35 protein-coding genes and 1 tRNA gene are annotated in these 23,477 nt (G+C 64.5%); 2 read left to right on the top strand and 34 right to left on the bottom strand.

The genetic code is table 11. The annotated features are described in order from the left end of the window. Position 1: 1 nt before the first annotated feature. The 4 genes from truB to nusA form a co-directional block, all read right to left on the bottom strand. Positions 2 to 1,060 (bottom strand): tRNA pseudouridine(55) synthase TruB, encoded by a 1,059-nt coding sequence (gene truB, locus B4C31_RS07740; RefSeq protein WP_291531998.1) that lies wholly within the window; start codon positions 1,058 to 1,060, stop codon positions 2 to 4. Continuing rightward, the gene (rbfA, locus tag B4C31_RS07735) at positions 1,057 to 1,620 is read right to left on the bottom strand and encodes a 30S ribosome-binding factor RbfA (RefSeq protein WP_291531997.1); all 564 of its coding nucleotides are present in this window, start codon (positions 1,618 to 1,620) and stop codon (positions 1,057 to 1,059) included. The genes truB and rbfA overlap by 4 nt, the downstream gene beginning before the upstream one ends. A 207-nt stretch (positions 1,621 to 1,827) precedes the next feature. Then, on the bottom strand, positions 1,828 to 4,608 hold the full coding sequence (infB, locus tag B4C31_RS07730) for a translation initiation factor IF-2 (protein WP_291531996.1): 2,781 nt from the start codon (positions 4,606 to 4,608) through the stop codon (positions 1,828 to 1,830). A gap of 206 nt (positions 4,609 to 4,814) precedes the next feature. Beyond that, a complete protein-coding gene (gene nusA / locus B4C31_RS07725) occupies positions 4,815 to 5,843 on the bottom strand; it encodes a transcription termination factor NusA (protein WP_291531995.1) in 1,029 nt (342 codons plus the stop codon). Positions 5,844 to 5,918: 75 nt separating this feature from the next. Here nusA and B4C31_RS07720 point away from each other — a divergent pair, with 75 nt between their 5' ends. Together B4C31_RS07720 and B4C31_RS07715 are read left to right on the top strand one after the other, a co-directional pair. Next, a complete protein-coding gene (locus B4C31_RS07720; RefSeq protein WP_291531994.1) occupies positions 5,919 to 6,821 on the top strand; it encodes a hypothetical protein in 903 nt (300 codons plus the stop codon). Between the two features lie 146 nt (positions 6,822 to 6,967). Further along, positions 6,968 to 7,056: transfer RNA gene (locus B4C31_RS07715), tRNA-Ser, on the top strand. Positions 7,057 to 7,133: 77 nt separating this feature from the next. Here B4C31_RS07715 and B4C31_RS07710 read toward each other — a convergent pair. The 30 genes from B4C31_RS07710 to rpsJ all read right to left on the bottom strand — a co-directional run bounded on the left by B4C31_RS07710 (position 7,134) and on the right by rpsJ (position 23,219). Beyond that, positions 7,134 to 8,087, bottom strand: coding sequence for a tRNA pseudouridine synthase A (locus tag B4C31_RS07710; protein ID WP_291531993.1), 954 nt, complete (start codon positions 8,085 to 8,087; stop codon positions 7,134 to 7,136). Between the two features lie 231 nt (positions 8,088 to 8,318). Beyond that, the gene (gene rplQ, locus B4C31_RS07705; protein ID WP_291531992.1) at positions 8,319 to 8,837 is read right to left on the bottom strand and encodes a 50S ribosomal protein L17; all 519 of its coding nucleotides are present in this window, start codon (positions 8,835 to 8,837) and stop codon (positions 8,319 to 8,321) included. 86 nt (positions 8,838 to 8,923) lie between these two features. After that, complete coding sequence (locus B4C31_RS07700; RefSeq protein WP_288296127.1) at positions 8,924 to 9,919, bottom strand: DNA-directed RNA polymerase subunit alpha; 996 nt, start codon at positions 9,917 to 9,919, stop codon at positions 8,924 to 8,926. A gap of 77 nt (positions 9,920 to 9,996) precedes the next feature. Beyond that, positions 9,997 to 10,395, bottom strand: a complete 399-nt coding sequence (rpsK, locus tag B4C31_RS07695) for a 30S ribosomal protein S11 (protein WP_033505222.1) — start codon at positions 10,393 to 10,395, stop codon at positions 9,997 to 9,999. A gap of 83 nt (positions 10,396 to 10,478) precedes the next feature. After that, positions 10,479 to 10,856, bottom strand: a complete 378-nt coding sequence (gene rpsM, locus B4C31_RS07690; protein WP_026641530.1) for a 30S ribosomal protein S13 — start codon at positions 10,854 to 10,856, stop codon at positions 10,479 to 10,481. 131 nt (positions 10,857 to 10,987) lie between these two features. Beyond that, positions 10,988 to 11,101 (bottom strand): 50S ribosomal protein L36, encoded by a 114-nt coding sequence (rpmJ, locus tag B4C31_RS07685; protein WP_003842636.1) that lies wholly within the window; start codon positions 11,099 to 11,101, stop codon positions 10,988 to 10,990. A gap of 20 nt (positions 11,102 to 11,121) precedes the next feature. After that, positions 11,122 to 11,340, bottom strand: a complete 219-nt coding sequence (infA, locus tag B4C31_RS07680) for a translation initiation factor IF-1 (protein WP_033505224.1) — start codon at positions 11,338 to 11,340, stop codon at positions 11,122 to 11,124. 142 nt (positions 11,341 to 11,482) lie between these two features. Further along, the gene (locus tag B4C31_RS07675; protein ID WP_033505225.1) at positions 11,483 to 12,046 is read right to left on the bottom strand and encodes an adenylate kinase; all 564 of its coding nucleotides are present in this window, start codon (positions 12,044 to 12,046) and stop codon (positions 11,483 to 11,485) included. Positions 12,047 to 12,089: 43 nt separating this feature from the next. Then, complete coding sequence (gene secY, locus B4C31_RS07670; protein WP_291531991.1) at positions 12,090 to 13,424, bottom strand: preprotein translocase subunit SecY; 1,335 nt, start codon at positions 13,422 to 13,424, stop codon at positions 12,090 to 12,092. Positions 13,425 to 13,640: 216 nt separating this feature from the next. Then, complete coding sequence (gene rplO / locus B4C31_RS07665; protein WP_291531990.1) at positions 13,641 to 14,099, bottom strand: 50S ribosomal protein L15; 459 nt, start codon at positions 14,097 to 14,099, stop codon at positions 13,641 to 13,643. Between the two features lie 2 nt (positions 14,100 to 14,101). Continuing rightward, a complete protein-coding gene (gene rpmD, locus B4C31_RS07660; RefSeq protein WP_291531989.1) occupies positions 14,102 to 14,287 on the bottom strand; it encodes a 50S ribosomal protein L30 in 186 nt (61 codons plus the stop codon). Next, positions 14,287 to 15,009, bottom strand: coding sequence for a 30S ribosomal protein S5 (gene rpsE / locus B4C31_RS07655; RefSeq protein ID WP_291531988.1), 723 nt, complete (start codon positions 15,007 to 15,009; stop codon positions 14,287 to 14,289). The genes rpmD and rpsE overlap by 1 nt, the downstream gene beginning before the upstream one ends. Further along, on the bottom strand, positions 15,006 to 15,374 hold the full coding sequence (gene rplR / locus B4C31_RS07650) for a 50S ribosomal protein L18 (RefSeq protein WP_033505235.1): 369 nt from the start codon (positions 15,372 to 15,374) through the stop codon (positions 15,006 to 15,008). Before rplR ends, rpsE begins: the two co-directional genes overlap by 4 nt. Before the next feature lies 1 nt (position 15,375). Then, complete coding sequence (gene rplF, locus B4C31_RS07645) at positions 15,376 to 15,915, bottom strand: 50S ribosomal protein L6 (RefSeq protein ID WP_033505237.1); 540 nt, start codon at positions 15,913 to 15,915, stop codon at positions 15,376 to 15,378. 17 nt (positions 15,916 to 15,932) lie between these two features. Continuing rightward, a complete protein-coding gene (rpsH, locus tag B4C31_RS07640; RefSeq protein WP_033505239.1) occupies positions 15,933 to 16,331 on the bottom strand; it encodes a 30S ribosomal protein S8 in 399 nt (132 codons plus the stop codon). Between the two features lie 85 nt (positions 16,332 to 16,416). Continuing rightward, positions 16,417 to 16,602, bottom strand: a complete 186-nt coding sequence (locus B4C31_RS07635) for a type Z 30S ribosomal protein S14 (protein ID WP_291531987.1) — start codon at positions 16,600 to 16,602, stop codon at positions 16,417 to 16,419. A 1-nt stretch (position 16,603) separates the two neighbouring features. Next, entirely contained in the window at positions 16,604 to 17,176 is a 573-nt protein-coding gene (gene rplE / locus B4C31_RS07630; RefSeq protein WP_033508357.1) for a 50S ribosomal protein L5, read from the bottom strand. Further along, on the bottom strand, positions 17,173 to 17,508 hold the full coding sequence (gene rplX, locus B4C31_RS07625; protein WP_033505243.1) for a 50S ribosomal protein L24: 336 nt from the start codon (positions 17,506 to 17,508) through the stop codon (positions 17,173 to 17,175). The genes rplE and rplX overlap by 4 nt, the downstream gene beginning before the upstream one ends. A 2-nt stretch (positions 17,509 to 17,510) precedes the next feature. Further along, complete coding sequence (gene rplN, locus B4C31_RS07620) at positions 17,511 to 17,879, bottom strand: 50S ribosomal protein L14 (RefSeq protein WP_003808038.1); 369 nt, start codon at positions 17,877 to 17,879, stop codon at positions 17,511 to 17,513. 91 nt (positions 17,880 to 17,970) lie between these two features. Beyond that, positions 17,971 to 18,231, bottom strand: coding sequence for a 30S ribosomal protein S17 (gene rpsQ / locus B4C31_RS07615; RefSeq protein WP_033505245.1), 261 nt, complete (start codon positions 18,229 to 18,231; stop codon positions 17,971 to 17,973). Positions 18,232 to 18,233: 2 nt separating this feature from the next. Beyond that, complete coding sequence (gene rpmC / locus B4C31_RS07610; protein WP_033505247.1) at positions 18,234 to 18,491, bottom strand: 50S ribosomal protein L29; 258 nt, start codon at positions 18,489 to 18,491, stop codon at positions 18,234 to 18,236. Further along, complete coding sequence (gene rplP, locus B4C31_RS07605) at positions 18,491 to 18,910, bottom strand: 50S ribosomal protein L16 (protein ID WP_033505249.1); 420 nt, start codon at positions 18,908 to 18,910, stop codon at positions 18,491 to 18,493. Before rplP ends, rpmC begins: the two co-directional genes overlap by 1 nt. A gap of 4 nt (positions 18,911 to 18,914) precedes the next feature. Beyond that, entirely contained in the window at positions 18,915 to 19,733 is an 819-nt protein-coding gene (gene rpsC / locus B4C31_RS07600) for a 30S ribosomal protein S3 (protein WP_033505251.1), read from the bottom strand. Positions 19,734 to 19,735: 2 nt separating this feature from the next. Then, the gene (gene rplV, locus B4C31_RS07595) at positions 19,736 to 20,095 is read right to left on the bottom strand and encodes a 50S ribosomal protein L22 (protein ID WP_033505252.1); all 360 of its coding nucleotides are present in this window, start codon (positions 20,093 to 20,095) and stop codon (positions 19,736 to 19,738) included. A gap of 16 nt (positions 20,096 to 20,111) precedes the next feature. Further along, positions 20,112 to 20,390, bottom strand: coding sequence for a 30S ribosomal protein S19 (gene rpsS, locus B4C31_RS07590; RefSeq protein WP_015450968.1), 279 nt, complete (start codon positions 20,388 to 20,390; stop codon positions 20,112 to 20,114). A gap of 15 nt (positions 20,391 to 20,405) precedes the next feature. Further along, positions 20,406 to 21,236 (bottom strand): 50S ribosomal protein L2, encoded by an 831-nt coding sequence (gene rplB, locus B4C31_RS07585; RefSeq protein WP_033505254.1) that lies wholly within the window; start codon positions 21,234 to 21,236, stop codon positions 20,406 to 20,408. 35 nt (positions 21,237 to 21,271) lie between these two features. Beyond that, entirely contained in the window at positions 21,272 to 21,568 is a 297-nt protein-coding gene (gene rplW, locus B4C31_RS07580; RefSeq protein ID WP_033505255.1) for a 50S ribosomal protein L23, read from the bottom strand. A gap of 5 nt (positions 21,569 to 21,573) precedes the next feature. Next, positions 21,574 to 22,236 carry a 50S ribosomal protein L4 gene (rplD, locus tag B4C31_RS07575; RefSeq protein ID WP_043169965.1) on the bottom strand — a complete coding sequence of 221 codons (663 nt, stop codon included), beginning with the start codon at positions 22,234 to 22,236 and terminating at the stop codon, positions 21,574 to 21,576. A gap of 6 nt (positions 22,237 to 22,242) precedes the next feature. Then, positions 22,243 to 22,893, bottom strand: coding sequence for a 50S ribosomal protein L3 (rplC, locus tag B4C31_RS07570; protein WP_033505260.1), 651 nt, complete (start codon positions 22,891 to 22,893; stop codon positions 22,243 to 22,245). Between the two features lie 17 nt (positions 22,894 to 22,910). After that, positions 22,911 to 23,219: a 30S ribosomal protein S10 gene (rpsJ, locus tag B4C31_RS07565; protein ID WP_003827292.1), complete on the bottom strand. Its 309-nt coding sequence runs from the start codon at positions 23,217 to 23,219 to the stop codon at positions 22,911 to 22,913. Positions 23,220 to 23,477 lie beyond the last annotated feature (258 nt).

The raw sequence follows: 23,477 nt of genomic DNA, 5'->3' as shown, positions 1-23,477 counted from the left end.
TCTACTCTACCGGGAATACGGTGACGGGTTTGACCATGCCGCGGCCGCACGGCTCCACAATGGCCACGAGGTCATGACGTTCCGGCATCACCGCGGCCAGCCGTCCGCCGCGTGGCGTTTCCTCGGTGATGCGGATGCGGCGTCCGAACCGCAGGTCGGCGGCCTGCGTTTCGGATATGGCCGCAACCGGCATCGCGGCAGAGGCGGCCTCGACCATCGATAGCGCGCGAACAGCCAGATCGTCCCCGGACGCGTCGAGCACGGCGCGGTTGCGGGTCACGGTCTCGCCGTCACGATTGGTGAACGTGCGCCGCTCGCTGTGTGCCGTCACCGTGCGGGGATCATCGATGCGATACCGTCCCACGCGGATGCGGCGCAGACGGGTCAGATGCCCGCCGACTCCCAGCGAGACGCCCAGATCGCGGGCAAGGGCGCGGATGTAGGTGCCGGCCGAGCAGGTGACGCGCACATCCACGTCCAGCGCCGGTATCGCGCCGCCATGAGGGTCGGCGTCTTCCGGCATACGTTCCTGCGGCGAATCGACTGATCGCACACCGGTTGCGTCCGAGACCCGGATCGGGCGCACGTCGAGCACCGTGAACTCGTGGATGGTGACCGGTCGCGCCTTGAGTTGCACGTCCTGACCTTCGCGGGCCAGATCATAGGCGCGTTGTCCGTTGACCTTGATGGCCGAGTATGTGTTCGGCACCTGGTCGATCGTTCCGGTGAATCGCGCGTCGATTATCGTCTGCAGCTCGGCTCGGGACATGGCCGGCACCGGGTGAGTTGATATAATCGCGCCCTCGGCGTCATCGGTGGTGGTGCCCTGTCCGAGCCGGATGGTGGCCTCGTAGGTCTTGTCATGGTCGACGATGACGTTCAGCAGCCGCGTGGCGTTGCCGAACCCGACGACGAGCACGCCGGTGGCCATCGGATCGAGCGTGCCGGCGTGGCCGACGCGCTTCATATGCAGGGCACCGCGCACGGCGGCCACGATGTCATGGCTGGTGACGCCCTGTGGCTTGTCGACGATCAGCAGGCCGGAATCCGTCAAGGTCACGCCTCGTCCGTATCCGAGCCGTCGGACGCGCCGCCGAGATCGATGTCGTCCAGATTGTCCCAGTCGTCGTCGGACTCATCGTCCCAGTCGGATTCATCGTCCAGGTCCGAATCCTCGTCACGGGTTTCCGGATGCTTGTACGGGTCGGCGTCGCCGGCGTACTGGGCGGTCTCGCGGGCCTTGGCCAGCTCCTCGTCGCGCTTGCGGGCCATAGCCAGGATGTCCTCGATCTCGTGGGCCTCGCCCGGCACTTCGTCGAAGATGAACTGCAGCTGCGGGGTCAGACGCAGGCCGGCCTTGGTGCCGACCAGCGAGCGCAGGCGGCCCTTGGCCTGGTTCAGCGCCTCCTGGGCGCGTTTGCGCTCGCCCTGTTCCTTGCCGGCGTGGCCGAGCTGGGTCCAGTAGACCTTGGCCAGCTGCAGATCGTTGGTCACGCGGACCTCGGTGATCGTCACGTTCGCCAGACGCTTGTCATGCAGCTGGGCCTCCATCGAGGAGGCGATGACGCGCTGGATCAGCGCCGCGATGCGTGCGGCGCGGGGGTTGGTTCCTGAAGGCATGATGTTCCTCGTGTTTCTCGTCCGTCAATCCGGCCCGGCCGGCGTCGTCCCGTGGCCGGTCGTTTGTTCCGATGTTCCATCGTCGCACATCCCACGGTCATTGGCACCCGCCCGACGGCGGCCCGCACGACCGGGGAAAACGCGACGGGCGCCCGCCACCGGAAACCGGCCTGCGGGCGCCCGTCATGTGCACGGCGGTGCGAACGGCTACTTGCGTTCGACCTCCTGCATCTCGAAGGTCTCGATGATGTCGCCGATCTCGATGTCATTGAAGGAGCCGAGGTTGATACCCGCCTCGTAGCCTTCCTTGACGGAGGTGACGTCGTCCTTGAACCGGCGCAGCGAGGAGATCTCCAGGTCGTTGACCGTGGCCACGCCGTTGCGCAGGATACGGCACTTGGTACCGCGCTTGACCTCGCCGTCCTGCACCATGACGCCGGCGATGTTGCCGAACTTGGAGGAGCGGAAGATCTCGCGGATCTCCGAGTGGGAGGTGACGACCTCCTCGTACTCGGGCTTGAGCATGCCCTTGAGCGACGCCTCGATGTCCTCGATGGCCTTGTAGATGATCGAGTAGTACTTGATCTCCACGCCTTCGCGCTCGGCGAGCTCCGCCACCTGACGGTTCGGGCGCACGTTGAAGCCGATGATGACGGCCTTGTCGACCGTGGCCAGGTTGACGTCGTTCTGCGTGATCGCGCCGACGCCGCGGTGGATGACCTGGATCCCGACCTCGTCGGAGACCTCGATCTTCATCAGCGAATCCTCAAGCGCCTCGACCGAGCCAGACGAATCGCCCTTGATGACGATGTTGAGCATATCCACCTCGGACTTGGCGAACTGCTCCTTGAGGCTCTCAAGCGAGACGATCTTGCGGCGCTTGGCCAGCTGCGCGGCGCGCTCGGTGGCCTGGCGCTTCTCGGCGATCTGACGGGCGGTACGGTCGTCCGGGGCCACCAGGAACAGGTCGCCGGCGGTCGGCACCGAGGTCAGACCGAGCACCTGCACCGGGGTGGAAGGCACAGCCTCCTTCATCTGGTTGCCGTTCTCGTCGAGCATCGCGCGGACGCGGCCGTACGAGGTGCCGGCCACGATGGCGTCGCCGACGTGCAGGGTGCCCTGCTGCACCAGTACGGTGGCCACGGCGCCGCGGCCCTTGTCCAGTCGGGCCTCGACGGTGGCGCCGCGGGCGTCCATGTCGGGGTTGGCGCGCAGGTCGAGCTCGGCGTCGGCCGTCAGCAGCACGGCCTCCAGCAGCTTGTCCACATTCGTGCCCTGCTTGGCGGAGATGTCGACGAACATCGTGTCGCCGCCGTACTCCTCCGGCACCAGGCCGAACTCGGTGAGCTGGCCGCGGACCTTCTCCGGGTTCGCGCCGGGCACATCGATCTTGTTCACGGCCACGACGATCGGCACATGTGCCGCCTGGGCGTGGTTGATGGCCTCGACGGTCTGCGGCATGACGCCGTCGTCGGCGGCGACCACCAGAATCGCCACGTCGGTCAGCTCGGCGCCGCGGGCACGCATGGCGGTGAACGCCTCGTGGCCAGGGGTGTCGAGGAACGTGATCTTGCGCTGCTCGCCCTCCAACGACACGGTGACCTGGTAGGCGCCGATGCGCTGGGTGATGCCGCCGGCCTCGCCCGCGATGACGTTGGTGCGGCGGATGGTGTCGAGCAGTCGGGTCTTGCCGTGATCGACATGGCCCATGACGGTGACCACCGGCGGACGCGGCTTCAGATCCTCGTCCTCCTGCAGCTCCTCCTCGTCCAGGTCGATGTCGAACTGCTGCAGCAGCTCCTTGTCCTCCTCCTCGGCAGACACGATCTTGATGTTCCAGCCGATCTCCTCGCCGAGGATCTGGAACGTCGACTCGTCCAGGGACTGCGTGGCCGTGGCCATCTCGCCGAGATGGAACAGTACGGTGACCAGCGCGGCCGGGTTGACGTTGATCTTCTCGGCCAGGTCGGCCAGCGAGGCACCCTGGCGCAGACGGATGGTCTGGCCGTTGCCGGCGGGGATGCGCACGCCGCCGATGGTCGGGGCCTTCAGCTCCTGGAACTCCTGGCGTTTCGCGAGCCTGTTCTTACGCGCCTTCGAGGACTTGCCGCCCTGACGGCCGAATGCGCCGGCCGCGCCACCGCGACCGCGACCGCCGCCGCGTGCGGGACCGTTGTTCGGAGCACTGCCCTGATGGCCACCGGCCGTATTGCCGCCGAAACGGTTGCCGCCGGCCGGACGGTTGCCGGCACCGCCCTGACCGGGACGATGCTGACCCCACTGCCCAGGCTTGGCCTGCGAGCCCTGGCCCGGACGGCCACGGAAGCCTCCACGGCCGCCGCCCTGACCCGGACGGCCATTGCCGCGGCCGCCACGGCCGTTCTCGACGGTCGGGCGAGCCATCGGATGAGGACGCGGGATGTCGCTCGGCGTGGGGGTATGCATCCCCTGCTTGCGGCTGAACGGATTGTTGCCGGGACGGGGACCGCTCTGGCGGGCGCCGTCCTGCGACTGCTGGCGGTTGCCCTGCGCGGAGGGACGACCGTTGTTCTGCTGGCGGGACTGCTGATGCCCGCCCTGGCGCTGGCCGGGCTTCGGGGCCGGACCGTGATGCCCCGACTCGCCGGACTGTTTGGCGGCGGGAGCGGGCTTCGGGCCGGGCGCGGCCGGCTTCGGGGCCGTATGCGGCTTCTCCGCATGGGCAGCGGGGGCCGCGGGCTTGGCCGCCGGCATAGGCTTGGCGGCAGGCATGGGTTTGGCCGCGGCCGGCTTCGGGGCCGTGGGCTTCTTATGCTCCGGGGCGCCGGAATTCTGCTGGGGTGCGCCGCCGTCCTTGGGGAACGCCGCCTTCAGACGACGGACGACCGGCGGCTCCACGGTCGATGATGCGGACTTGACGAATTCACCCATCTCCTTGAGCTTCTCAAGGACGGTCTTGCTGTCGACGCCAAGTTCCTTGGCCAAATCATACACGCGTGCTTTCGGCACTCAATTCTCCTATTCTGCGACCGCGCGTATGCCGGCGGTCACGCTTCGATGACGGCGAGCTTACCCTGTCTCATCGTGCAACCATGGTCGTTATACCTCGTTTTCGTACCGCTCGCCGAACCGCAGTTCAACGCCCGGATTACCGCAGCCCAAGCATACTCGTAACTGTGGAAAATCCGGGCGTGGCGAGCGCGGGGAATCCCGGGTCAGGATTCGTGTTCCGCCGGTGCGCCCTGATGGGCCTCGGCGGATTCGATGCCGATCTTCCAACCGGTGAGCTTAGCGGCCAGACGCGCGTTCTGCCCCTCCTTGCCGATGGCCAGCGAGAGCTGGTCGTCGTGGATGAACGCGATGGCGGTCTTGTTCTTCTCGCTGATGACCTTGACGCCGGTGGCGACCGCCGGGGACAGCGCCGCGGCCACGAACTTGGCCGGGTCGTTCGACCAGTCCACGATGTCGATCTTCTCCGGGCCGAGGTTCTCCATGACGGCGCGCACACGGGCGCCGCCGGGGCCGATCAGCGCCCCCTTGGGATTGACGCCCTCGGTGTTGGCGCGCACCGCGATCTTCGTGCGGGCGCCCGCCTCACGGGCGATCGCCATGATCGACACGGCTCCGGAGTTGAGCTCCGGCACCTCGCGTTCGAACAGGCGGCGCACCAGCTCCGGGTGGGAGCGGGAGACGATGATCTCCGGTCCCTTCAGCCCGCGCGCCACGTTGACCACGTACACGCGCAGACGCTCGCCGTGGCGGTAACGCTCCCCGGGCACCTGCTCGCGGCGCGGCAGGATGGCCTCCACATCACCCACCGCGATATGCACGTTCGCGGTGTCCTTGGCGTCCTGCTGCACCACGCCGGTGATCAGCTTGCCGCGCTGTCCGGAGAACGCGCCGAAGATCTTGTCGTCCTCGGCCTTGCGGAACAGCTGGGAGATCACCTGACGAGCGGTGGCCGCGGCCAAACGTCCGAAGTCGTGCGGGGTATCGTCGTACTCCTCGCCCAGCTTCGGGGCGGGGTGCGGATCGTCCTCGGTGGGTTCCACGGGAATCTCGTCCTGCGCCCACACGGTGAAGGTGCCGGCGCGGTCGTCCAGTTCGATGCGCGCATGCTTGGCGGCATGCGGGGTTTTCATATATGCGAGCCGCAGCGCCTCGGTCAGTGCGTTGTCCAACGTTTCAGCGTCAATGCCCTGTTCGGCGGCGAGCCGATGCATGGCATTCAGGTCCAGTTCCATCTTCAAGACCTCCTATGAAGTTATTATCCGAGCGCTTGGCCCACTGGTCACAGTCAAACGTTAGTCTAGTGGTTTATGCAGACACTATGCGCCGAGAATCATCGGGTCTTCACGCACATCCGCCGCTGGGCTTCGGCTGCGGCTGTGCTGGCGCTGACCCTGACGGCGGGTGCCTGCACGATGCCGCGCATCCAAGGCCGGGCCGAGTCCGAATACGAGCCCAGCGCATGCGAACAGGCCTTGTATACCGCCATGGATGCCGAGGAGACGATGCGTTCCCCGTTGCCGATGCCGATGCGGTATGACGCGGCCCGAACCGCCCGGGATTCCTGGTTGGATGCGGCGGTCTTCTGTCCGGCGCGATTCGGCGAGGGCGTTATGCGCGCAGCGCAATCCGCGGCCCGAGCCGACACGATGGCCGCATACTTCGGCCTTACCCAGGACGATGCGGGATGGGATGAGGCCGGCGTAACCTCCCTGGATATCGACCGTCACCGCTCCGCGCTCGACGATCTGGTCGACACGGCCGCTGCCGCGGACGCGGAGGATACTGCGGGATTCGCGTTCGAGGTGCTGGCGGCACGGCAGGTCGCCGGCGCCACATTGAACCAGAGCGACCGGTGCAAGGCCGCCGCGCAGATGCTGGCGTCGCTGGGGCAGGACGATGCCCGGCAGGGTGTGTACGATCCGACCCCGCTGCTCGACCATCCCGGCCGGATGACGGATGCCGCCACCGGACTGAGCGCGCCGACGACGGCCGTCGTGCTGATGGACTGCGCCCGCTCGCTCGCAGCCGCCGCCCATGACACCCGCACCGACCAGAACAGCCAGACCGAACCGACGCCGACCGACGAGGCGTGGCGTGCCTACGCCGTGCAGGCCGCGAACCATGCGCTGCAGGCGTTCCGGCTGGGGTACCCCATGATTGATGAGGCGCTGTTCGATGCCGAAGCCACAACCGATCACAACGCCGGGTGACGCAGTCCGGTCATATGTCCCGGTGTTCCCTCCCCTGAACCGTCGGACCGCATCTCTCCGGACAGACGCGGTCCGGTCATGCGCCACGCCGATTTGACGCGTCGCGAGGCTATGGCATAATAGACAAGTTGCTTGATGCAGCATCCGGATGAGTGTCCGAGCGGTCTAAGGAGCACGCCTCGAAAGCGTGTGAGGGCAACCCCCTCCGCGAGTTCGAATCTCGCCTCATCCGCCATCGCCCTTACCGAGAATCCTCGGTAAGGGCTTTTTCGCATCTGAACCTCCGTTACGGAGTCACAACCATGTCACGCCTTACAGCGTCCGCTTGGCGCGGATCGCCTCAGCGCGCGCGGCCAGCTGGTCGTCGGCGGGATACGCCACGTGTTCCAGAGTCAGGCCCTGCGGCGCGATCGGACCGGTCGACCCCTCACGCAGCGGGGTCGCCATTTTTTCCGCGAACCAGTCGAGATCCTTCCTGCCCTGTCCCACCTTCACGCAGGCGTTGACCAGGGAACGCACCATGTTGCGGGCGAACGCATCGGCCACGATCGTGAAGCACACCAGTCCGGACTCAGCCAAAGGGACGGTGTATCCGCCGGACGTTCCGTGCCGGCCATGCGCCGCATCATCCGCGGCCGCGACGCAGTCAGGGCGATCCGGCACCAGGGGCGACTTGGGGATGCGCGACCAGTAGGCCTGCTTGACCTCGCGGATCGTGGTGCCGCCCGGATTGGGGGTTGCGAACGAGCCGAAATCGTGCAGTCCGATCGTCATCGCCGCCGCCGCGTTCATCGCGTCCAAGTCCAGCCGGTCGTCGAGGGCCAGCACAAAGCCGCGCATCCGGGGATCCACCGGACGCGCATCGTCGCAGATGCGGTACACATACGTGCGCTCCAACGCCGAGAACCGGGCGTCGAACCCCTCCGGCGCCACGCTCACCGCGTGGATGGCGATATCATCCGGCACCATGCGGGACAGTCGCCGGAACAACGCCTCCGGCGCAGGGACGCCCATATGGCCCACGCAACGTTCCAGGGTCGGCTCCCCCAGGTCCAGATGGCAGACCTGGTGCAGCGCGTGCACGCCGGTGTCGGTGCGGCCGGCCACGGTCAGGCGCAGCGGTTCGTCCGGATCGTCAGCCGGCACACGCAGAACCGTGTGCAGCGCCTGCTCCAGCTCGCCCTGCACGGTGCGAAGCTGTGGCTGCCTGGCCCAGCCGTAGAACGCCCCGCCATCATAGCCCAGGTCCAGGCGCAATCTCACCATATCCGTCCCTTCGCGCTATCTGATTCGGCTTCCGGACCATTTCCGGACCGTGATGCATCGTGACCGTGAACCATCACGATAAACCCTTGAAATATCAACGTTTCGACGACATAGATCACAGTCGCAATGTATCAGGGTCCGGCAGGAGGCCGGTACCGGTATCGGTCTCCATGATACGAAAAAGGTCGGGAACCGCTTGGTTCCCGACCTGATCGGCCTATCGGCCTATGCTCACTCGGCCTTCTCGGCCTCGGCGGTCTCCTCAGCCGGGGTCTCAGCGGCCTGCTCGGCCGGAGCCTCGGTGGTTTCCTCGGACACAACCGGGGTCTCCTCCTCGGCGGCGACCTTGGCAGCGGCCTCGGCTTCCTTCACCACGGCCTTCTTCGGGCTCACCGGCTCGGTGACCAGCTCGATGATGGCGGCCGGCGAAGCGTCTCCCTTGCGCGGAGCGATCTTGATGATGCGGGTGTAGCCGCCCTCACGCTGCTCCATCTGCTCGGCGATCTGGGTGAACAGCACGTGCACGACCGACTTGTTGCGGATGACGCGCATCACGCGACGACGGGAGTGCAGGTCGCCACGCTTGGCGAACGTAATCAGACGCTCGGCGAGCGGGCGCAGACGCTTGGCACGCTGCAGGGTGGTGGTGATGCGGCCGTACTGGAACAGGCTGGTGGCCATGTTCGCGAGCATCAGGCGCTCATGCGCGGGGCTGGACGCCAGGCGCGGGCCCTTCTTCGGGGTAGGCATAGTTAGTTACTCCTTATTGCCCCGGAGCCCAGGTGGGCATCTGCCCGAACATCCGGACTCCGAAGCGGTTGGTCAAAGGTGTGGGTTCACTCGTCGTCGGGCGAGAAGAACGTGCCACCTTCAAGGTTGTTGGCGTCGAAGCCCAGCGGCGAGGCCTTGAGCGACAGCCCCAGGGACTGCAGCTTCTCTTTGACCTCGTCGATTGACTTCATGCCGAAATTGCGGATGTCGAGCAGGTCCTGCTCAGTGTGGGAGACGAGCTCGCCGATGGTGTGGATACCCTCACGCTTCAGGCAGTTGTAGCTGCGCTGGGTCAGGTTCAGATCCTCGATCGGCACGGCCATCTCGGGGTTGGTCTCCTCGACCACAGGGGCCGGACCGACTTCGACGCCTTCCGCCTGGACATTGAGTTCGCGGCACAGGCCGAACAGCTCGACCAGTGTGGAACCGGCGGAAGCCACCGCGTCGCGCGGCGAGATGGCGGGCTTGGTCTCCACGTCCAGAATGAGCTTGTCGAAGTCCGTGCGCTGTTCCACACGGGTGGCCTCGACCTTGTAGCTCACCTTGAGCACCGGGGAGTAGATCGAGTCGACCGGGATGCGGCCGATCTCGTCGTTCTCCTGCTTGTTCATCTGCGCAGGCACATAGCCGCGGCCGCGCTCCACGGTGAACTCAATCTCGAGCTCGCCGTCCTCGGCCAGGGTGGCGATGTGCTTGTCCGGGTTGGCGATGGTCACACCGGCCGGCGGGGTGATGTCGCCCGCGGTCGCCTCGCCCTCGCCGCTCTTGCGCAGGTACATGACAACCGGCTCGTCGTACTCGCTGGTGAGTACGATGCCCTTGATGTTCAGCAGGATCTCGGTGACATCCTCCTCAACACCCGGCAGAGTGGTGAACTCGTGCAGGGCACCGGAGATACGCACCGACGTCACAGCCGCACCCGGAATCGAGCTCAGGAGCGTACGGCGCAGCGAGTTGCCAAGCGTATAGCCGAAGCCCGGTTCAAGCGGCTCGATGGTGAAGCGGGAGCGCTGGGGGTTGAGGGATTCCTCGGTAAGTGTCGGACGCTGTGCGATAAGCACTGTGGTATCCTTTCAGCTTTCGGCCGGTGGTGCACTCGCCAGCCAAAGCGGGTTGGATGGATGGTTGGTGGTAGTGCTCAGACGCGGCGGCGCTTCGGAGGACGAACGCCGTTATGCGCTTGCGGGGTGACGTCGGTGATGGAACCGACCTCGAGTCCGGCGGACTGCAGGGAACGGATGGCGGTCTCACGACCGGAACCCGGGCCCTTGACGAACACGTCGACCTTCTTCAGGCCGTGCTCCATCGCCTTGCGGGCGGCGGATTCAGCGGCCATACCAGCGGCGTACGGCGTGGACTTGCGGGAGCCCTTGAAGCCGACATCGCCACCGGACGCCCAGGACAGCACAGCGCCGGACGGGTCGGTGATCGAGATGATGGTGTTGTTGAAAGTGGACTTGATGTGCGCCTGCCCGACCGGCACCGACTTGCGGTCCCGGCGACGCGGCTTGCGCGCAGCTTGCTTGTTCGCTGCCATTGACCCTCGTTTCCTAATAACGAATTGTTTTGTCCGTTCCAGGCGATGGAGCCTGCGCCCCGTGGCCTAGAACCTGCCACCGATTACTTGGTGGCCTTCTTCTTTCCGGCAACCGTGCGCTTCGGGCCCTTGCGGGTACGGGCGTTGGTCTTGGTGCGCTGACCGCGCACGGGAAGTCCCTTACGGTGACGCTGGCCTTGGTAGCAGTTGATCTGGATCTTGCGACGGATGTCCGCGTCGATCTCACGACGCAGATCGCCTTCGATCTTGTAGTTGCCTTCAAGATAGTCACGCAGCGTGATCAGCTGCTCATCCGTCAGATCCTTGACGCGGGTGTCCGGATTGATACCGGTCGCGGCAAGCGTTTCCTTCGCACGAGTGCGACCCACACCGAAGATGTAGGTGAGGGCGATCTCAATGCGCTTCTCATTGGGGATGTCGACTCCGGCAAGACGTGCCATTGCGATTCCTTCTCATGTTCCGCAGGTCTTGCGCCGAGTCGTCCGGTTTCCCGGCCCGGGCCTGCGTACCCGGGGTTCAGCTGTTCGCTGTGACTCAGCGCCTCTACTGTTATGCCGCTGGAATCTGCGACTCAGCCCTGACGCTGCTTGTGGCGCGGGTTGATGCAGATCACCATGACGCGGCCGTGACGACGGATCACGCGGCAGTTCTCGCAGATCCTCTTCACACTAGGGCTGACCTTCATGGTTTTCCTTTGCTTGTACCTTACTTGTAACGGTACGTAATACGGCCTCGGTTCAGATCGTAGGGGCTCATCTCGAGCACCACGCGATCCTGGGGCAGGATGCGGATATAGTTTTTGCGCATCTTGCCGGAGATGGTGGCCAGCACGACGTGCTTGTTCTCAAGCTCGACGCGGAACATCGCGTTCGGGAGGGCTTCCACCACCCGACCTTCGACTTCGATCACACCGTCTTTTGCCATGAGCCTCGTTCCGTTCCTTGGCTGATTACTTGCAGTGCATCCGAAGACACACCAACTTGCAATAATACAGCAAAAGGGAGTGGTGCGACACACGGCGTGTCGTGCCACTCCCTCCTGATGCCTATGCCGGCAAGCTAGCGTTTCACTCGCCGAGCTGTTCGATGATGCGGGCGTTGATTTCGGCGATCTCGCCGACGCCGTTGACCACGACCAGCATGCCGCGGTTCTCGTAGATGTCCAGCAACGGCGCGGTCTCGCGTTCGTAGGTCTCCAGACGCTTGGCGATGGCCTCCGGGGTGTCGTCGGAACGGCCCTGCTCGGCGGCGCGCTTGGCCATGCGCTCCAGCAGCACGTCGCGGGCAGCCTCCAGCGCCACGGCGTTGTCCAGCGGGGTGCCCAGATCGGCCAGCATCTCGTCCAGGGCCTGCACCTGGGCAGCGTTGCGCGGGTAGCCGTCCAGAATCCAGCCGTTCTTGGCGTCGTCCATGGCCAGACGATCCTTGACGATCTTGTTGGTCAGCTCGTCCGGCACTAGCTCGCCGCGGTCCATATAGGCCTGGGCCTCCTTGCCGAGCTCGGTCTGGTTCTTGAGGTTGTAGCGGAAGATGTCGCCGGTCGAGATGGCCGGGATGCCGTAGTGTTCGCTCAGCAGCGCGGCCTGGGTGCCCTTGCCCACGCCCTGCGGTCCCATGATCAGCAGTCGCATTGGTTGTATATCTCCTTGGTTGTTGCGGTTGCGGGCGGCCTGGTTACTTGCCCTCGACGTGGTCGGTGTCCTCGAACAGGAAGCCGGCGTACTGGAACTGTTCGGTCTGAGCCTTGGCCTGACGCAGGGAGTCCAGGCCGACGCCCGCGATGATCAGGATGGTGGTGCCGCCGAACGGCAGCTGGGTGTTCAGGTCCAGGGCCATGATGAGCACGGTCGGGATCAGCGCCACGAACAGCAGGTAGACGGCGCCCACCGTGTTCAGGCGGTTCATGACATAGCTCAGGTAGCGGCTGGTAGCGTTGCCGGCGCGGATGCCGGGGATGAAGCCACCGTACTGCTTCATATTGTCCGCGGTCTCGTCCGGGTTGAACGTGATCGAGGTGTAGAAGAAGCAGAAGAACACGATCATGAGCGCGTACAGCGCGATGTACCACACCGACGTGGTGTCGGCCAGGTTGTCGTTGATCCACTGGGCCCAGTCGGTGTCCGAGGCGAACTGCGCGATCAGCGTCGGGATGGCCAGGATCGACGAGGCGAAGATCGGCGGGATCACGCCCGACATGTTGATCTTCAGCGGCAGGTAGGTGGACGATCCGCCGTACATCTTACGGCCGATCATGCGGCGCGTGTACTGCACCGGGATGCGGCGCTGGGAGAGCTCGACGAAGACGACGAAGACCAGGATGACGAGCAGCACGCCCACGACGATGCCGAACTTGAGCCAATCGCCGTCGGTGCCGTTGGTGCCCCAGCCGATCTCCCACAGCTGCGGCAGGAAGCCGGAGCAGATGGACATGAAGATGAGCACGGACATGCCCTGGCCGATGCCCTTCTCGGTGATGAGCTCGGCCATCCACATGATCAGGCCGGTGCCGCCCGTGAGCACGAGCACCATGACGATCAGCGACCACGGGGTGTCGTTCGGGATCACGTCCGAGCACTGGTTGTTGAACAGCGCACCGGAGTTGGCGGTCACCACGATGGTGGTGGACTGCAGGACGGCCAGGCCGATGGTCAGATAACGGGTGTACTGGGTGAGTTTGGCCTCGCCGGACTGCCCCTCCTTGTGCAGGGCCTCGAACCGCGGGATCACCACTCGCAGCAGCTGGATGACGATCGACGCGGTGATGTACGGCATGACGCCCAACGCGAAGATCGACAGCTGCAGCATGGCGCCGCCGGAGAACAGGTTCACCAGGCCGATGAAGTTCTCCTGATTGTTCGTCATATCGTTGGCGCACTGCTGCACCACGGTGTAGTCCACACCCGGAAGCGGGATGAACGAGCCGATGCGGTAGATGATAATCATACCGAGAACGAAGAGAATCTTGTTCCTCAATTCCTTCGTTCGAAAGGCCTGGATTAACGTCCTCACCTTGGATTCCTTCCCTTGTCGTGCGCCGCACGCACGCATGCAAAACAGACTCTAACGGTCGAGTCTAGCGCAGAGTATCTACCGACCAGACATCCGTTCCGGCCGTGTTCGACTTTTGCCGGGCCTGCGCCGGTCCACTGAACACAACGTGACCCTCCCCGCGTCATGCGGGGAGGGTCACGTCATATCAAGCCATCGGCTTCATTCCCCGAAGGTTCAGTCCTCGGAGACGGAGCCACCGGCGGCCTCGATCTTGGCCTTGGCGGAGGCGGAGACCTTCACGCCCTTGAGGGTGAAGGCCGCGGCAGCCTCGCCGTCGCCCAGGACCTTGACCGGGTAGCCCTTGCGCACGGCGCCCTTGACGGCCAGATCCTCGGCGGTGATCTCGCCGCCGTTGGGATACAGCTCGTTCAGAGCGGCGATGTTCACGACCTGGAACTCCTTCTTGAAGGGGCTCTTGAAGCCGCGAAGCTTCGGCAGGCGCATGTACAGCGGCAGCTGGCCACCCTCGAAGCCAGGACGAACCTGGTAGCGCTTCTTGGTGCCCTTGTCGCCACGGCCCGAGGTCTTACCCTTGGAGCCTTCACCACGGCCGACGCGGATGCGGTCCTTCTTGGCACCCGGAGCCGGCTTGAGGTCATGCATCTGCAGGATCTCGGTGTTCTCAGTAGCCATAATCAGTCAACCTCCTCGACGGTCACCAGATGGCGCACCGCGTTGACCAGACCACGGTTGCCCGGGTTGTCCTCACGGACCACGCTCTGGCCGATCTTACGCAGGCCGAGGGTCTGGACGGTGGCGCGATGGGCCGGCTTGGAACCGATGGTGCTGCGCACCAGAGTGATCTTCAAGTTCTTAGCCATCACTCACCATCCTTAGCGTTGGCGGCCTGAGCCTCTTCACGGGCCTTGCGGTCCTCGGCGATGCCCTGGGCGCGGGAGCGCAGCAGCGCATCCGGAGCGACCTCGTTGAGGGCCAGACCACGGCGGGCCGCGATCTCCTCCGGCTCTTCGAGCTGCTTCAGGGCGTCCACGGTGGCACGCACGACGTTGACCGCGGTGGCGGAACCCATCGACTTGGTCAACACGTCGGTGATGCCGGCGCACTCCATGACGGCGCGGACAGCGCCGCCAGCGATAACGCCGGTACCGGGGGCGGCCGGACGCAGCAGGACGGTGCCCGCGGCGTCATGGCCGATCACCGGGTGGACGACGGTGCCACGCACGCGCGGCACGGTGAACATGTGCTTCTTGGCGTCCAGCTGGCCCTTGGCGATAGCGGCCGGAACCTCACGGGACTTGCCGTAGCCGACACCGACGGTGCCGTTGCCGTCGCCAACCACCACGAGGGCGGCGAAGCTGAACGTACGGCCACCCTTGTGGGTCTTGGAGACGCGGTTGATGGTCACCACGCGGTCGAGCAGCTCGTCGCCGCGGTTCTCCTCGCGACGGTTGCGGCGCTCACCACGGCGACCCTCACCACGCTGGCCACGACGCGAACGACGATCGTCGTTGCGCTCCTCGGCGGGCGCCTGAGTGTTCTGAGTTTCTTCAGCCACTTGGGTTTCCTTCTCGTTGTCGCTCACAGCTCCAGACCTCCCTCGCGGGCGCCTTCAGCAACAGCTGCGACGCGGCCATGATACTTGTTGCCACCACGATCGAACACCACCTTGGTGATGCCGGCGTCCTGGGCCTTCTTGGCGACGAGCGCGCCAACCTGCTTGGCGGCCTCGACCTTGGTGCCCTGGAAATCGGCCAGGTCGGCGATCGTCGAAGCGCTGACCAGGGTGATGCCCTTGGTGTCGTCGACGACCTGGGCGACCATGTGGCGGTTCGAGCGGGTGACCACCAGACGCGGACGCTCCGGGGTGCCGGTGATGCGCTTGCGAAGACGGGCGTGACGGCGCAGACGAGCGACCTTCTTGCCCTTACCGATAATCTGCACGGTCATATCACTTACCAGCCTTTCCAGCCTTGCGCAGGATACGCTCGTCGGCGTACTTGATGCCCTTGCCCTTGTAGGGTTCCGGAGCGCGCAGCTTACGGATGTTCGCGGCCACCTGACCCACAGCCTGCTTGTCGGTGCCCTTGACGATCACCTGGTTGGGGTTCGGCAGCTCGAACTCGATGCCTTCCGGCGGTTCGACGGTGATGGTGTGCGAATAGCCGAGCGAGAACTCGATGCCCTTGCCCTTCATCGCGGCACGGTAACCGGTGCCGATGATCTCCAGGGTCTTGGCGTAGCCTTCGTGCACACCCTTGACCATACCGGCGATGATCGAACGGCTCAGGCCATGCATGGCGCGGGTCGGACGGGTGTCATCAGCCGGGGTGAGGACGATCTCGTTGCCTTCGACGGCGGCGGAGATGCCCTGCGGGATAACGTAGGAGTCGGAACCCTTCGGGCCCTTGGCCGAGAAGTTCTGACCGTCGATAGTGACTTCCACGCCGGCCGGGATGGCGACGGGGAGCTTACCAATATGCGATGCCATGTGTCAGCTCTCCTTTCTCACCACACATAGGCGACGATCTCGCCGCCGATGCCCCGGTCGAGGCATTCCTTCTGGGTCAGCAGTCCCGAGCTCGTCGAGATGATCGCGATGCCGAGGCCGCCCAACGGCATGGGCAGCGCGTCGGACTTCGCGTAACGACGCAGGCCGGGCTTCGAGATACGCTTGATGCCCTGGATCGAGCGCTCACCGTTCGGACCGTACTTGAGCGTGATCTCAAGAGTCTGGCCGACGCGGGCCTCCTTGGCGGTGAAGTCCTGGATGAAACCTTCACGCTTGAGGATCTCGGCGATGTTCGCCTTGAACTTCGAGTACGGCATATCCACGGTCTCGTGCTTCGCCGCGCTCGCATTACGCAGACGCGTAAGCATGTCTGCGATCGGATCTGTCATTGTCATGTGGGCTAGCGCCCTTTCTCGCCGTGGTTTCCGCCGCCCTTGCCCCATGCCGGGGATTCGGGCCGCGGACCTTCAGCGTCGATGTTTACCAACTGGACTTCGTAATTCCGGGCAGCTCGCCACGGTGGGCCTTCTCACGAAGGCAGACGCGGCACAGGCCGAACTTGCGGTAGACGGAGTGGGGACGACCGCACACCTGGCAGCGCGTGTACGCGCGCACCTTGAACTTCGGCTTGGCGGCCGCCTTGTTCTTCAGAGCGGTTTTTGCCATATCAGTTCTCCTTGAAGGGGAAGCCCAGGTGCTTGAGCAGCGCGCGGGCCTCGGTGTCGTCCTTGGTGCTGGTCACCACGGTGATGTCCATACCACGCTGGTGATCGATCGCATCCGGATCAATCTCGTGGAACATGGACTGCTCCGTGAGGCCGAAGTTGTAGTTGCCGTTGCCGTCGAACTGGTTGCCGTTGATGCCGCGGAAATCGCGGATGCGCGGCAGGGCCAGGGTCAGCAGACGGTCGAGGAACTCCCACATGCGATCGCCGCGGAGCGTCACATAGGCACCGATGGCCTGACCCTCACGCAGGTGGAACTGCGCGACGGACTTCTTGGCCTTGGTGATCTTCGGCTTCTGGCCGGTGATCAGGGTGAGGTCCTTGACCGCGCCTTCGATGAGCTTGGAGTCGCGAGCCGCGGCGCCGACGCCCATGGAGACGACGACCTTCTCGATACGCGCCACCTGCATCGGGTTGGAGTACTTGAACTCCTTCTCGAGCTCCGGCACGATCTGGTCCTTGTACTGCTGCTTCAAGCGCGGGGTGGCCGGCGCTTCGATAGTGGTATCGGTCATGCCAGCTCCTTTCCGGACTTCTTGGCAACACGCACGCGCACGGTCTTGACCTTGCCGTCGCGAGCCTCTTCCTTCACGATCACGCCCACGCGGGTCGGCTGCTTGGTCTCCGGGTCGATCAGCATCACGTTGGAGCGATGGATCGGGGCCTCGACGGAGACGATGCCGGACTGCTGACCCTGCTGGGTGGCGCGAACGTGCTTCTTGACAATCTGCACGCCTTCGACGATCAGGCGGTCGTTGGGCAGCACGCGGGTGACGGTGCCTTCCTTGCCGCGGTCCTTGCCGCGGATGACCTTGACCAGGTCGCCGGTCTTGATCTTGGCTACCATGCTCAGATCACCTCCGGGGCGAGGGACACGATCTTCATGAAGCGCTTGTCGCGCAGCTCACGACCGACCGGTCCGAAGATACGAGTGCCCTTCGGTTCACGGCCGGAGCCGAGAATGACGGCGGCGTTCTCGTCGAACTTGATGTAGGAGCCATCGACACGGCGATGCTCCTTGACGGTACGGACGACGACGGCCTTGACCACGTCGCCCTTCTTGACCGACCCGCCAGGGATCGCGTCCTTGACGGAGGCGACGATCACGTCGCCGATGCCGGCATAGCGTCGCTTCGATCCGCCGAGCACTCGGATGGCCAAGAGTTCCTTGGCACCCGTGTTGTCGGCGACATGAAGCCGCGTTTCCTGCTGAATCATTGATTCTCCTTAGCCGAGCTGGTTCTCCCCGAGCACCCCGCCCGCTCGCGAAAAGCGGGCGGGGTGACTCGCGGAGCCTTGCCGAACTTATTTACTTGGCGCGCTCGATGATCGAGACGAGACGCCAACGCTTGGTCTTGCTCAGGGGCCGAGTCTCCATAATACTCACGAGGTCGCCAACGTGGGCTTCGCCGTGTTCATCATGGGCCTTGACCTTGCGGGTGGAGCGGACGACCTTGCCGTACAGCGGGTGGGTCGAACGCTGCTCGAGCTCGACGGTGATCGTCTTGTCCATCGCGTCGGACACGACGTAACCGCGACGAACCTTGCGGAAGTTGCGCTCTTCAGCCATGCTTACTTCTCCTCAGTCTTCGTTTCGGTCGCCTCGGGCGCCTGGCTGATGCCGAGCTCACGCTCGCGCAGGACGGTGTACATCCTGGCGATGTCGTGCTTGACCGCCTTGAGGCGGGCGGTGTTCTCGAGCTGACCGGTGGCCGACTGGAAGCGCAGGTTGAACAGCTCTTCCTTGGACTTCTTCAGGAAGCCCTCGATCTCGGCATTGGTCTTCTCATTGAGATTCTGGATGGTGTAGTCTGCAGTTCCGACCGACATCAGATGTCACCGCCTTCGCGAGCAATAACACGGCACTTCATGGGGAGCTTGTCGATGGCGCGGCGCAGGGCCTCGCGAGCGACTTCCTCCGAGACACCACCGATCTCGAACATCACGCGACCGGGGTGGATGTTGGCGATCCAGAACTCAGGCGTACCCTTACCGGAACCCATTCGGGTGCCCAGCGGCTTCTTCGTGAGCGGACGATCCGGGAACACGGTGATCCACACACGACCGCCACGCTTGATGTAACGGGTCATGGCGATACGGGCGGCCTCGATCTGACGGTTGGTCACATAGGCCGGAGCCAGCGCCTGGATGCCGAAATCGCCGAACGCGATCTCGTTGCCGCCCTTGGACATACCACTACGGGTAGGACGGTGCTGCTTGCGGTACTTGGTCCTCTTCGGGATAAGCATCAGCTCACTCCTTCGTTTCCGTTGCGGCAGGTGCCTCGGCGGCGGCCGGAGCCTCAGCCGCGGGGGCGGCCTCGACGGCGGCGTTCTGACGCTGGGCCGGACGGTTGCCACGGCGCGGGCGGCGATCGCCGCGACGGCCGGAGCGGTTGTTGCCCTGCTGCGCCTGCTGCTCTTCGAACTCACGCTCGGTCATGTCGCCCTTGTAGATCCACACCTTCACGCCGATGCGGCCGTAGGTGGTCTTGGCCTCGAAGAAGCCGTAATCGATCAGGGCGCGGAGGGTCTGCAGCGGAACGCGGCCCTCACGGTAGAACTCGGAACGGCTCATTTCCGCACCGCCGAGGCGGCCGGAGAGCTTGATACGGATGCCCTTGGCACCGGCGCGCATCGCATCCTGCTGGGCCTTGCGCATCGCGCGACGGAAGGTCACGCGGTTGCTCAGCTGCTCGGCGATGCCCTGGGCCACCAGCTGGGCGTCCAGCGCAGCGTTCTTCACCTCGAAGATGTTGAGCTGGACCTGCTTGCCGGTGAGCTTCTCGAGCTTGGCGCGCACGCGCTCGGCCTCGGCGCCGCGACGGCCGATCACGATGCCCGGACGGGCGGTGTGGATGTCCACACGCACACGGTCGCGGGTGCGCTCGATGACGATGCGGGACACGCCCGCACGCTCGAGGTCCTTGCTCATGGCTTTGCGGATCTGATCGTCCTCGAGGACGAAGTCACGGTAGCGCTCGCCGACCTTGTTGGAGTCGGAGAACCAGCGCGAACGATGGTTCTCAGTGATGCCCAGGCGATAGCCAAAGGGATTGATCTTCTGACCCATCTTTAGCGGGCTCCTTCCTTGCTAGCGACGACGACCGTGATGTGGCTCGTGCGCTTGTTGATACGAGCGGCACGACCCTGGGCGCGGGCGCGGAAACGCTTGAGCGTCACGCCTTCGTCCACGTAGGTCTCCTTGATGACCAGATCGTTCTCGCGGAACGGCTCGCCGGCCTTGTCGGCCTTCACGCGAGCGTTGGCGATGGCGCTCTCCAGCGTCTTGAGCACCGGCAGAGCGGCGGACTGGGGGGCGAACTTCAGGATGGTGATGGCTTCGGTCGCCTGCTTGCCTCGGATGAGGTTGACCATGCGGCGAGCCTTGCGCGGCGTCACGCGGACGTGACGGGCGATTGCTTTAGCTTCCATAAGTCTTTACTCTCCTTTAGCGGCGGGCCTTCTTGTCGTCCTTCACGTGACCCTTGAAGGTCTTCGTGGGGGCGAACTCACCGAGCTTGTGACCGACCATCGCCTCAGTGACGAACACCGGCACATGCTTGCGGCCGTCATGCACGGCGAAGGTGTGGCCGATGAAGTCCGGGGTGATCATCGAACGGCGCGACCACGTCTTGATGACGTTGTGCGTGCCCTTCTCGTTCTGCTCGTCGACTTTCTTCTGCAGGTGGGCGTCGACGAAGGGCCCCTTCTTGATGCTACGAGTCATCTTCTCGACACTCCCTTACTTGCGGTTCTTACCATTCGGACGACGACGAACAATCATCTTGTTCGAAGCCTTCTTCGGACGACGGGTACGAACTTCGCCCTTGCCCCACGGGGAAACCGGCGGCTTACCACCGCGGGTACGACCGCCGTGCGGGTGGTCGACCGGGTTCATGGACTCACCACGAGTGATCGGGCGCTTGCCCATCCAGCGGGCGCGGCCGGCCTTGCCGAGCTGAATGTTGGCGTGGTCGGAGTTGCCGACCTCACCGACGGTGGCGCGGCAGCGGGCGTCCACGTTACGGATTTCGCCGGACGGCATACGCAGCTGGGCGTAGGCGCCATCCTTGGCGACGAGCTGGACGGCGGCACCGGCGGAGCGGGCGATCTTGGCGCCACCCAGCGGGCGGAGCTCGATCGCGTGCACCACGGTACCGGTCGGGATGTTGCGCAGCGGCAGGTTGTTGCCCGGCTTGATGTCGGCCTGGGCGCCGGTCTCGATGACGTCGCCCTGCTTGATGCCCTCCGGCGCGATGATGTAGCGCTTCTCGCCGTCGGCATAGTGCAGCAGCGCGATGCGGGCGGAACGGTTCGGGTCGTACTCGATGTGGGCGACCTTGGCCGGCACGCCGTCCTTGTCCCAACGACGGAAGTCGATGAGACGGTACTGGCGCTTGTGGCCGCCGCCGCGATGGCGGGAGGTCATACGGCCGTAAGAGTTGCGGCCGCCAGTCTTGCTGAGCTTGCGAACCAGCGACTTCTCAGGCGTCGAGCGCGTGATCTCGGAGAAATCCGAGACCGAAGCGTTGCGGCGGCCCGCAGTCGTCGGCTTATAAACGCGGATAGCCATAATGTAGTTCTTCCTTTGACTTTGTCGGCTAGCCTTCAGTTACCAAAGATGTCGATCGTCTGGCCCTCGGCCACGGTCACGACGGCGCGCTTCTCATTGACGCGCTGGCCGAAACCGGTGCGGGTGCGCTGACGCTTGCCGGCGCGGTTGAGGGTGTTGACGTTCGTCACCTTGACCTTGAAGATCTCTTCGATAGCCTGCTTGATCTGCACCTTGTTCGCGTTCGGGGCCACCACGAAGGTGTACTGGCCGCGATCGGACAGGGCATAGCTCTTCTCGGAGACGACGGGCTTGAGGATGACGTCGTGGGCGGGCTTGTGAATAGCGACCATGGTGATCAGGCCTCCTTAGCCTTGGACTCGCCCTTCGCCTCGAGGAACGCTTCGAAGCCTTCCTTCGAGAAGACGACGTACTGGGCGGTGACCACATCGTACGTGTTCAGCTGATCGGCGAAGATCGGGTGAACGGTGGGGATGTTACGGACGGAGAGCCACTCGTTCACGTTGTCGCGGGAGAGCACGACGGTGGTGAACTTGTTCTCGGTCAGCGACAGGGCGGCGACCGCGGCCTTGGTGGACGGGGTCTCGCCGATGCCGAAGTCGACGACGGCAACACGGCCGGCGTTCGCGCGATCGGAAAGCACGTAGCGCAGAGCGGCGGCCTTCATCTTCTTGGGGGTGCGCTGGTCATACTTGCGCGGGACCGGACCGTGGACGACGCCACCGTGGTACCACTGCGGAGCGCGGATCGAGCCCTGACGGGCGCGGCCGGTGCCCTTCTGCTTCCACGGCTTCTTGCCGCCGCCGGAGACCGCGCCGCGGTTCTTCACGGCGTGGGTGCCCTGACGGGCGGCGGCGAGCTGGGCGACGACGACCTGGTGCACCAGCGGCACGTGGGCCATGATCTCCTCGTTGGAGATGCCGAACAGCTCGGCCGGCGCTTCGACGGTGCCGGTGGCCTGGCCCTTGGCGTCAGTGACGTTCAGAGTAACGTTTGCCATGATTTATCAGGCTCCCTTCACTGCCGAACGGACGAGAACGATGCTGCCCTTGGGGCCCGGGATGGCGCCCTTGATGGCGAGAATGCCGTTCTCGACATCCGACGAGACGACGGTGAGATTCTGCACGGTGGAGGTCACATGGCCCATACGACCGGCCATGCGCTTGCCCTTGAGAATGCGGCTCGGGGTGGCGCAAGCACCGACCGAACCCGGACGACGCTCGTTCTTGTGCGAGCCGTGGGAACGACGGTAGGAGGCGAAGCCCCAACGCTTGATGGTGCCGGCGAAGCCCTTGCCCTTGGTGGTGCCGGTCACGTCGACCTGCACGCCTTCGGCGAACAGCTCGGCGGTCAGCTCCTGGCCGGGCTCGAACTCGTCCACATTGTCCGTGCGCACCTCAACGAGGTGACGACGCGGGGTCACACCGGCCTTGGCGAAATGACCAGCCAGCGGCTTGGTGACCTTCGTCGGGTCGATCTGACCGTAGCCGAGCTGGACGGCCTTGTAGCCGTCGGTCTCCTCGGTCTTCACGGCGGTGACCACGTTGGTGGACACATCCACGAGCGTCACGGGCACGAAGAAGCCGTTTTCGTCCCAGACCTGCGACATGCCGAGCTTCTTGCCCAGCAGCGCGGTGCGATTACCTTGATACGACATGACGGTTCCCTCCTCCCTTACAGCTTGATCTCGATGTTCACATCGGCGGGCAGATCAATGTGCATCAGGGAGTCCACAGCCTTCGGGGTGGGGTCCACGATGTCGATAAGACGCTTATGAGTGCGCATCTCGAAATGCTCGCGCGAATCCTTGTACTTGTGAGGAGAACGAATGACACAGAACACGTTCTTCTCGGTCGGGAGCGGAACCGGGCCCACCACCGTGGCACCCGCGTTCGTCACCGTTTCGACGATCTTCTTCGCCGATTGGTCGATGACCTCATGGTCATAGGACTTAAGCCTGATGCGGATTTTCTGTCCCGCCATTGCCGTCCGCCCTTTCTAGCGATTCGTTTACTGTTTACCATCCTGTTCCAGGGCACCGGCAGCCACACCGCGGAAGGCACAGCCTCCCATGGCGGTCCACATCAGTGCGCAGGCCTGCGAGCACTCCACTGGTGAAAGGTGCTCGTCCTGCGCTCGCTTTTTTTGATTCAATTTGCGAGCCCGAAACAGGCAACTTGTTTATTAAATCACCTGGGGTGGCCTTAAGGAGTTCGGGCGTGTCGCCCTCACACTGTCATA

Origin of the sequence: Bifidobacterium sp. UBA4282 (assembly GCF_002394995.1) — a bacterium.
Lineage (GTDB): Bacteria > Actinomycetota > Actinomycetes > Actinomycetales > Bifidobacteriaceae > Bifidobacterium > Bifidobacterium pullorum_B.
The sequence above is the reverse complement of the archived record's forward strand: the minus strand, read 5'-3'. Positions and strand labels throughout refer to the sequence as shown.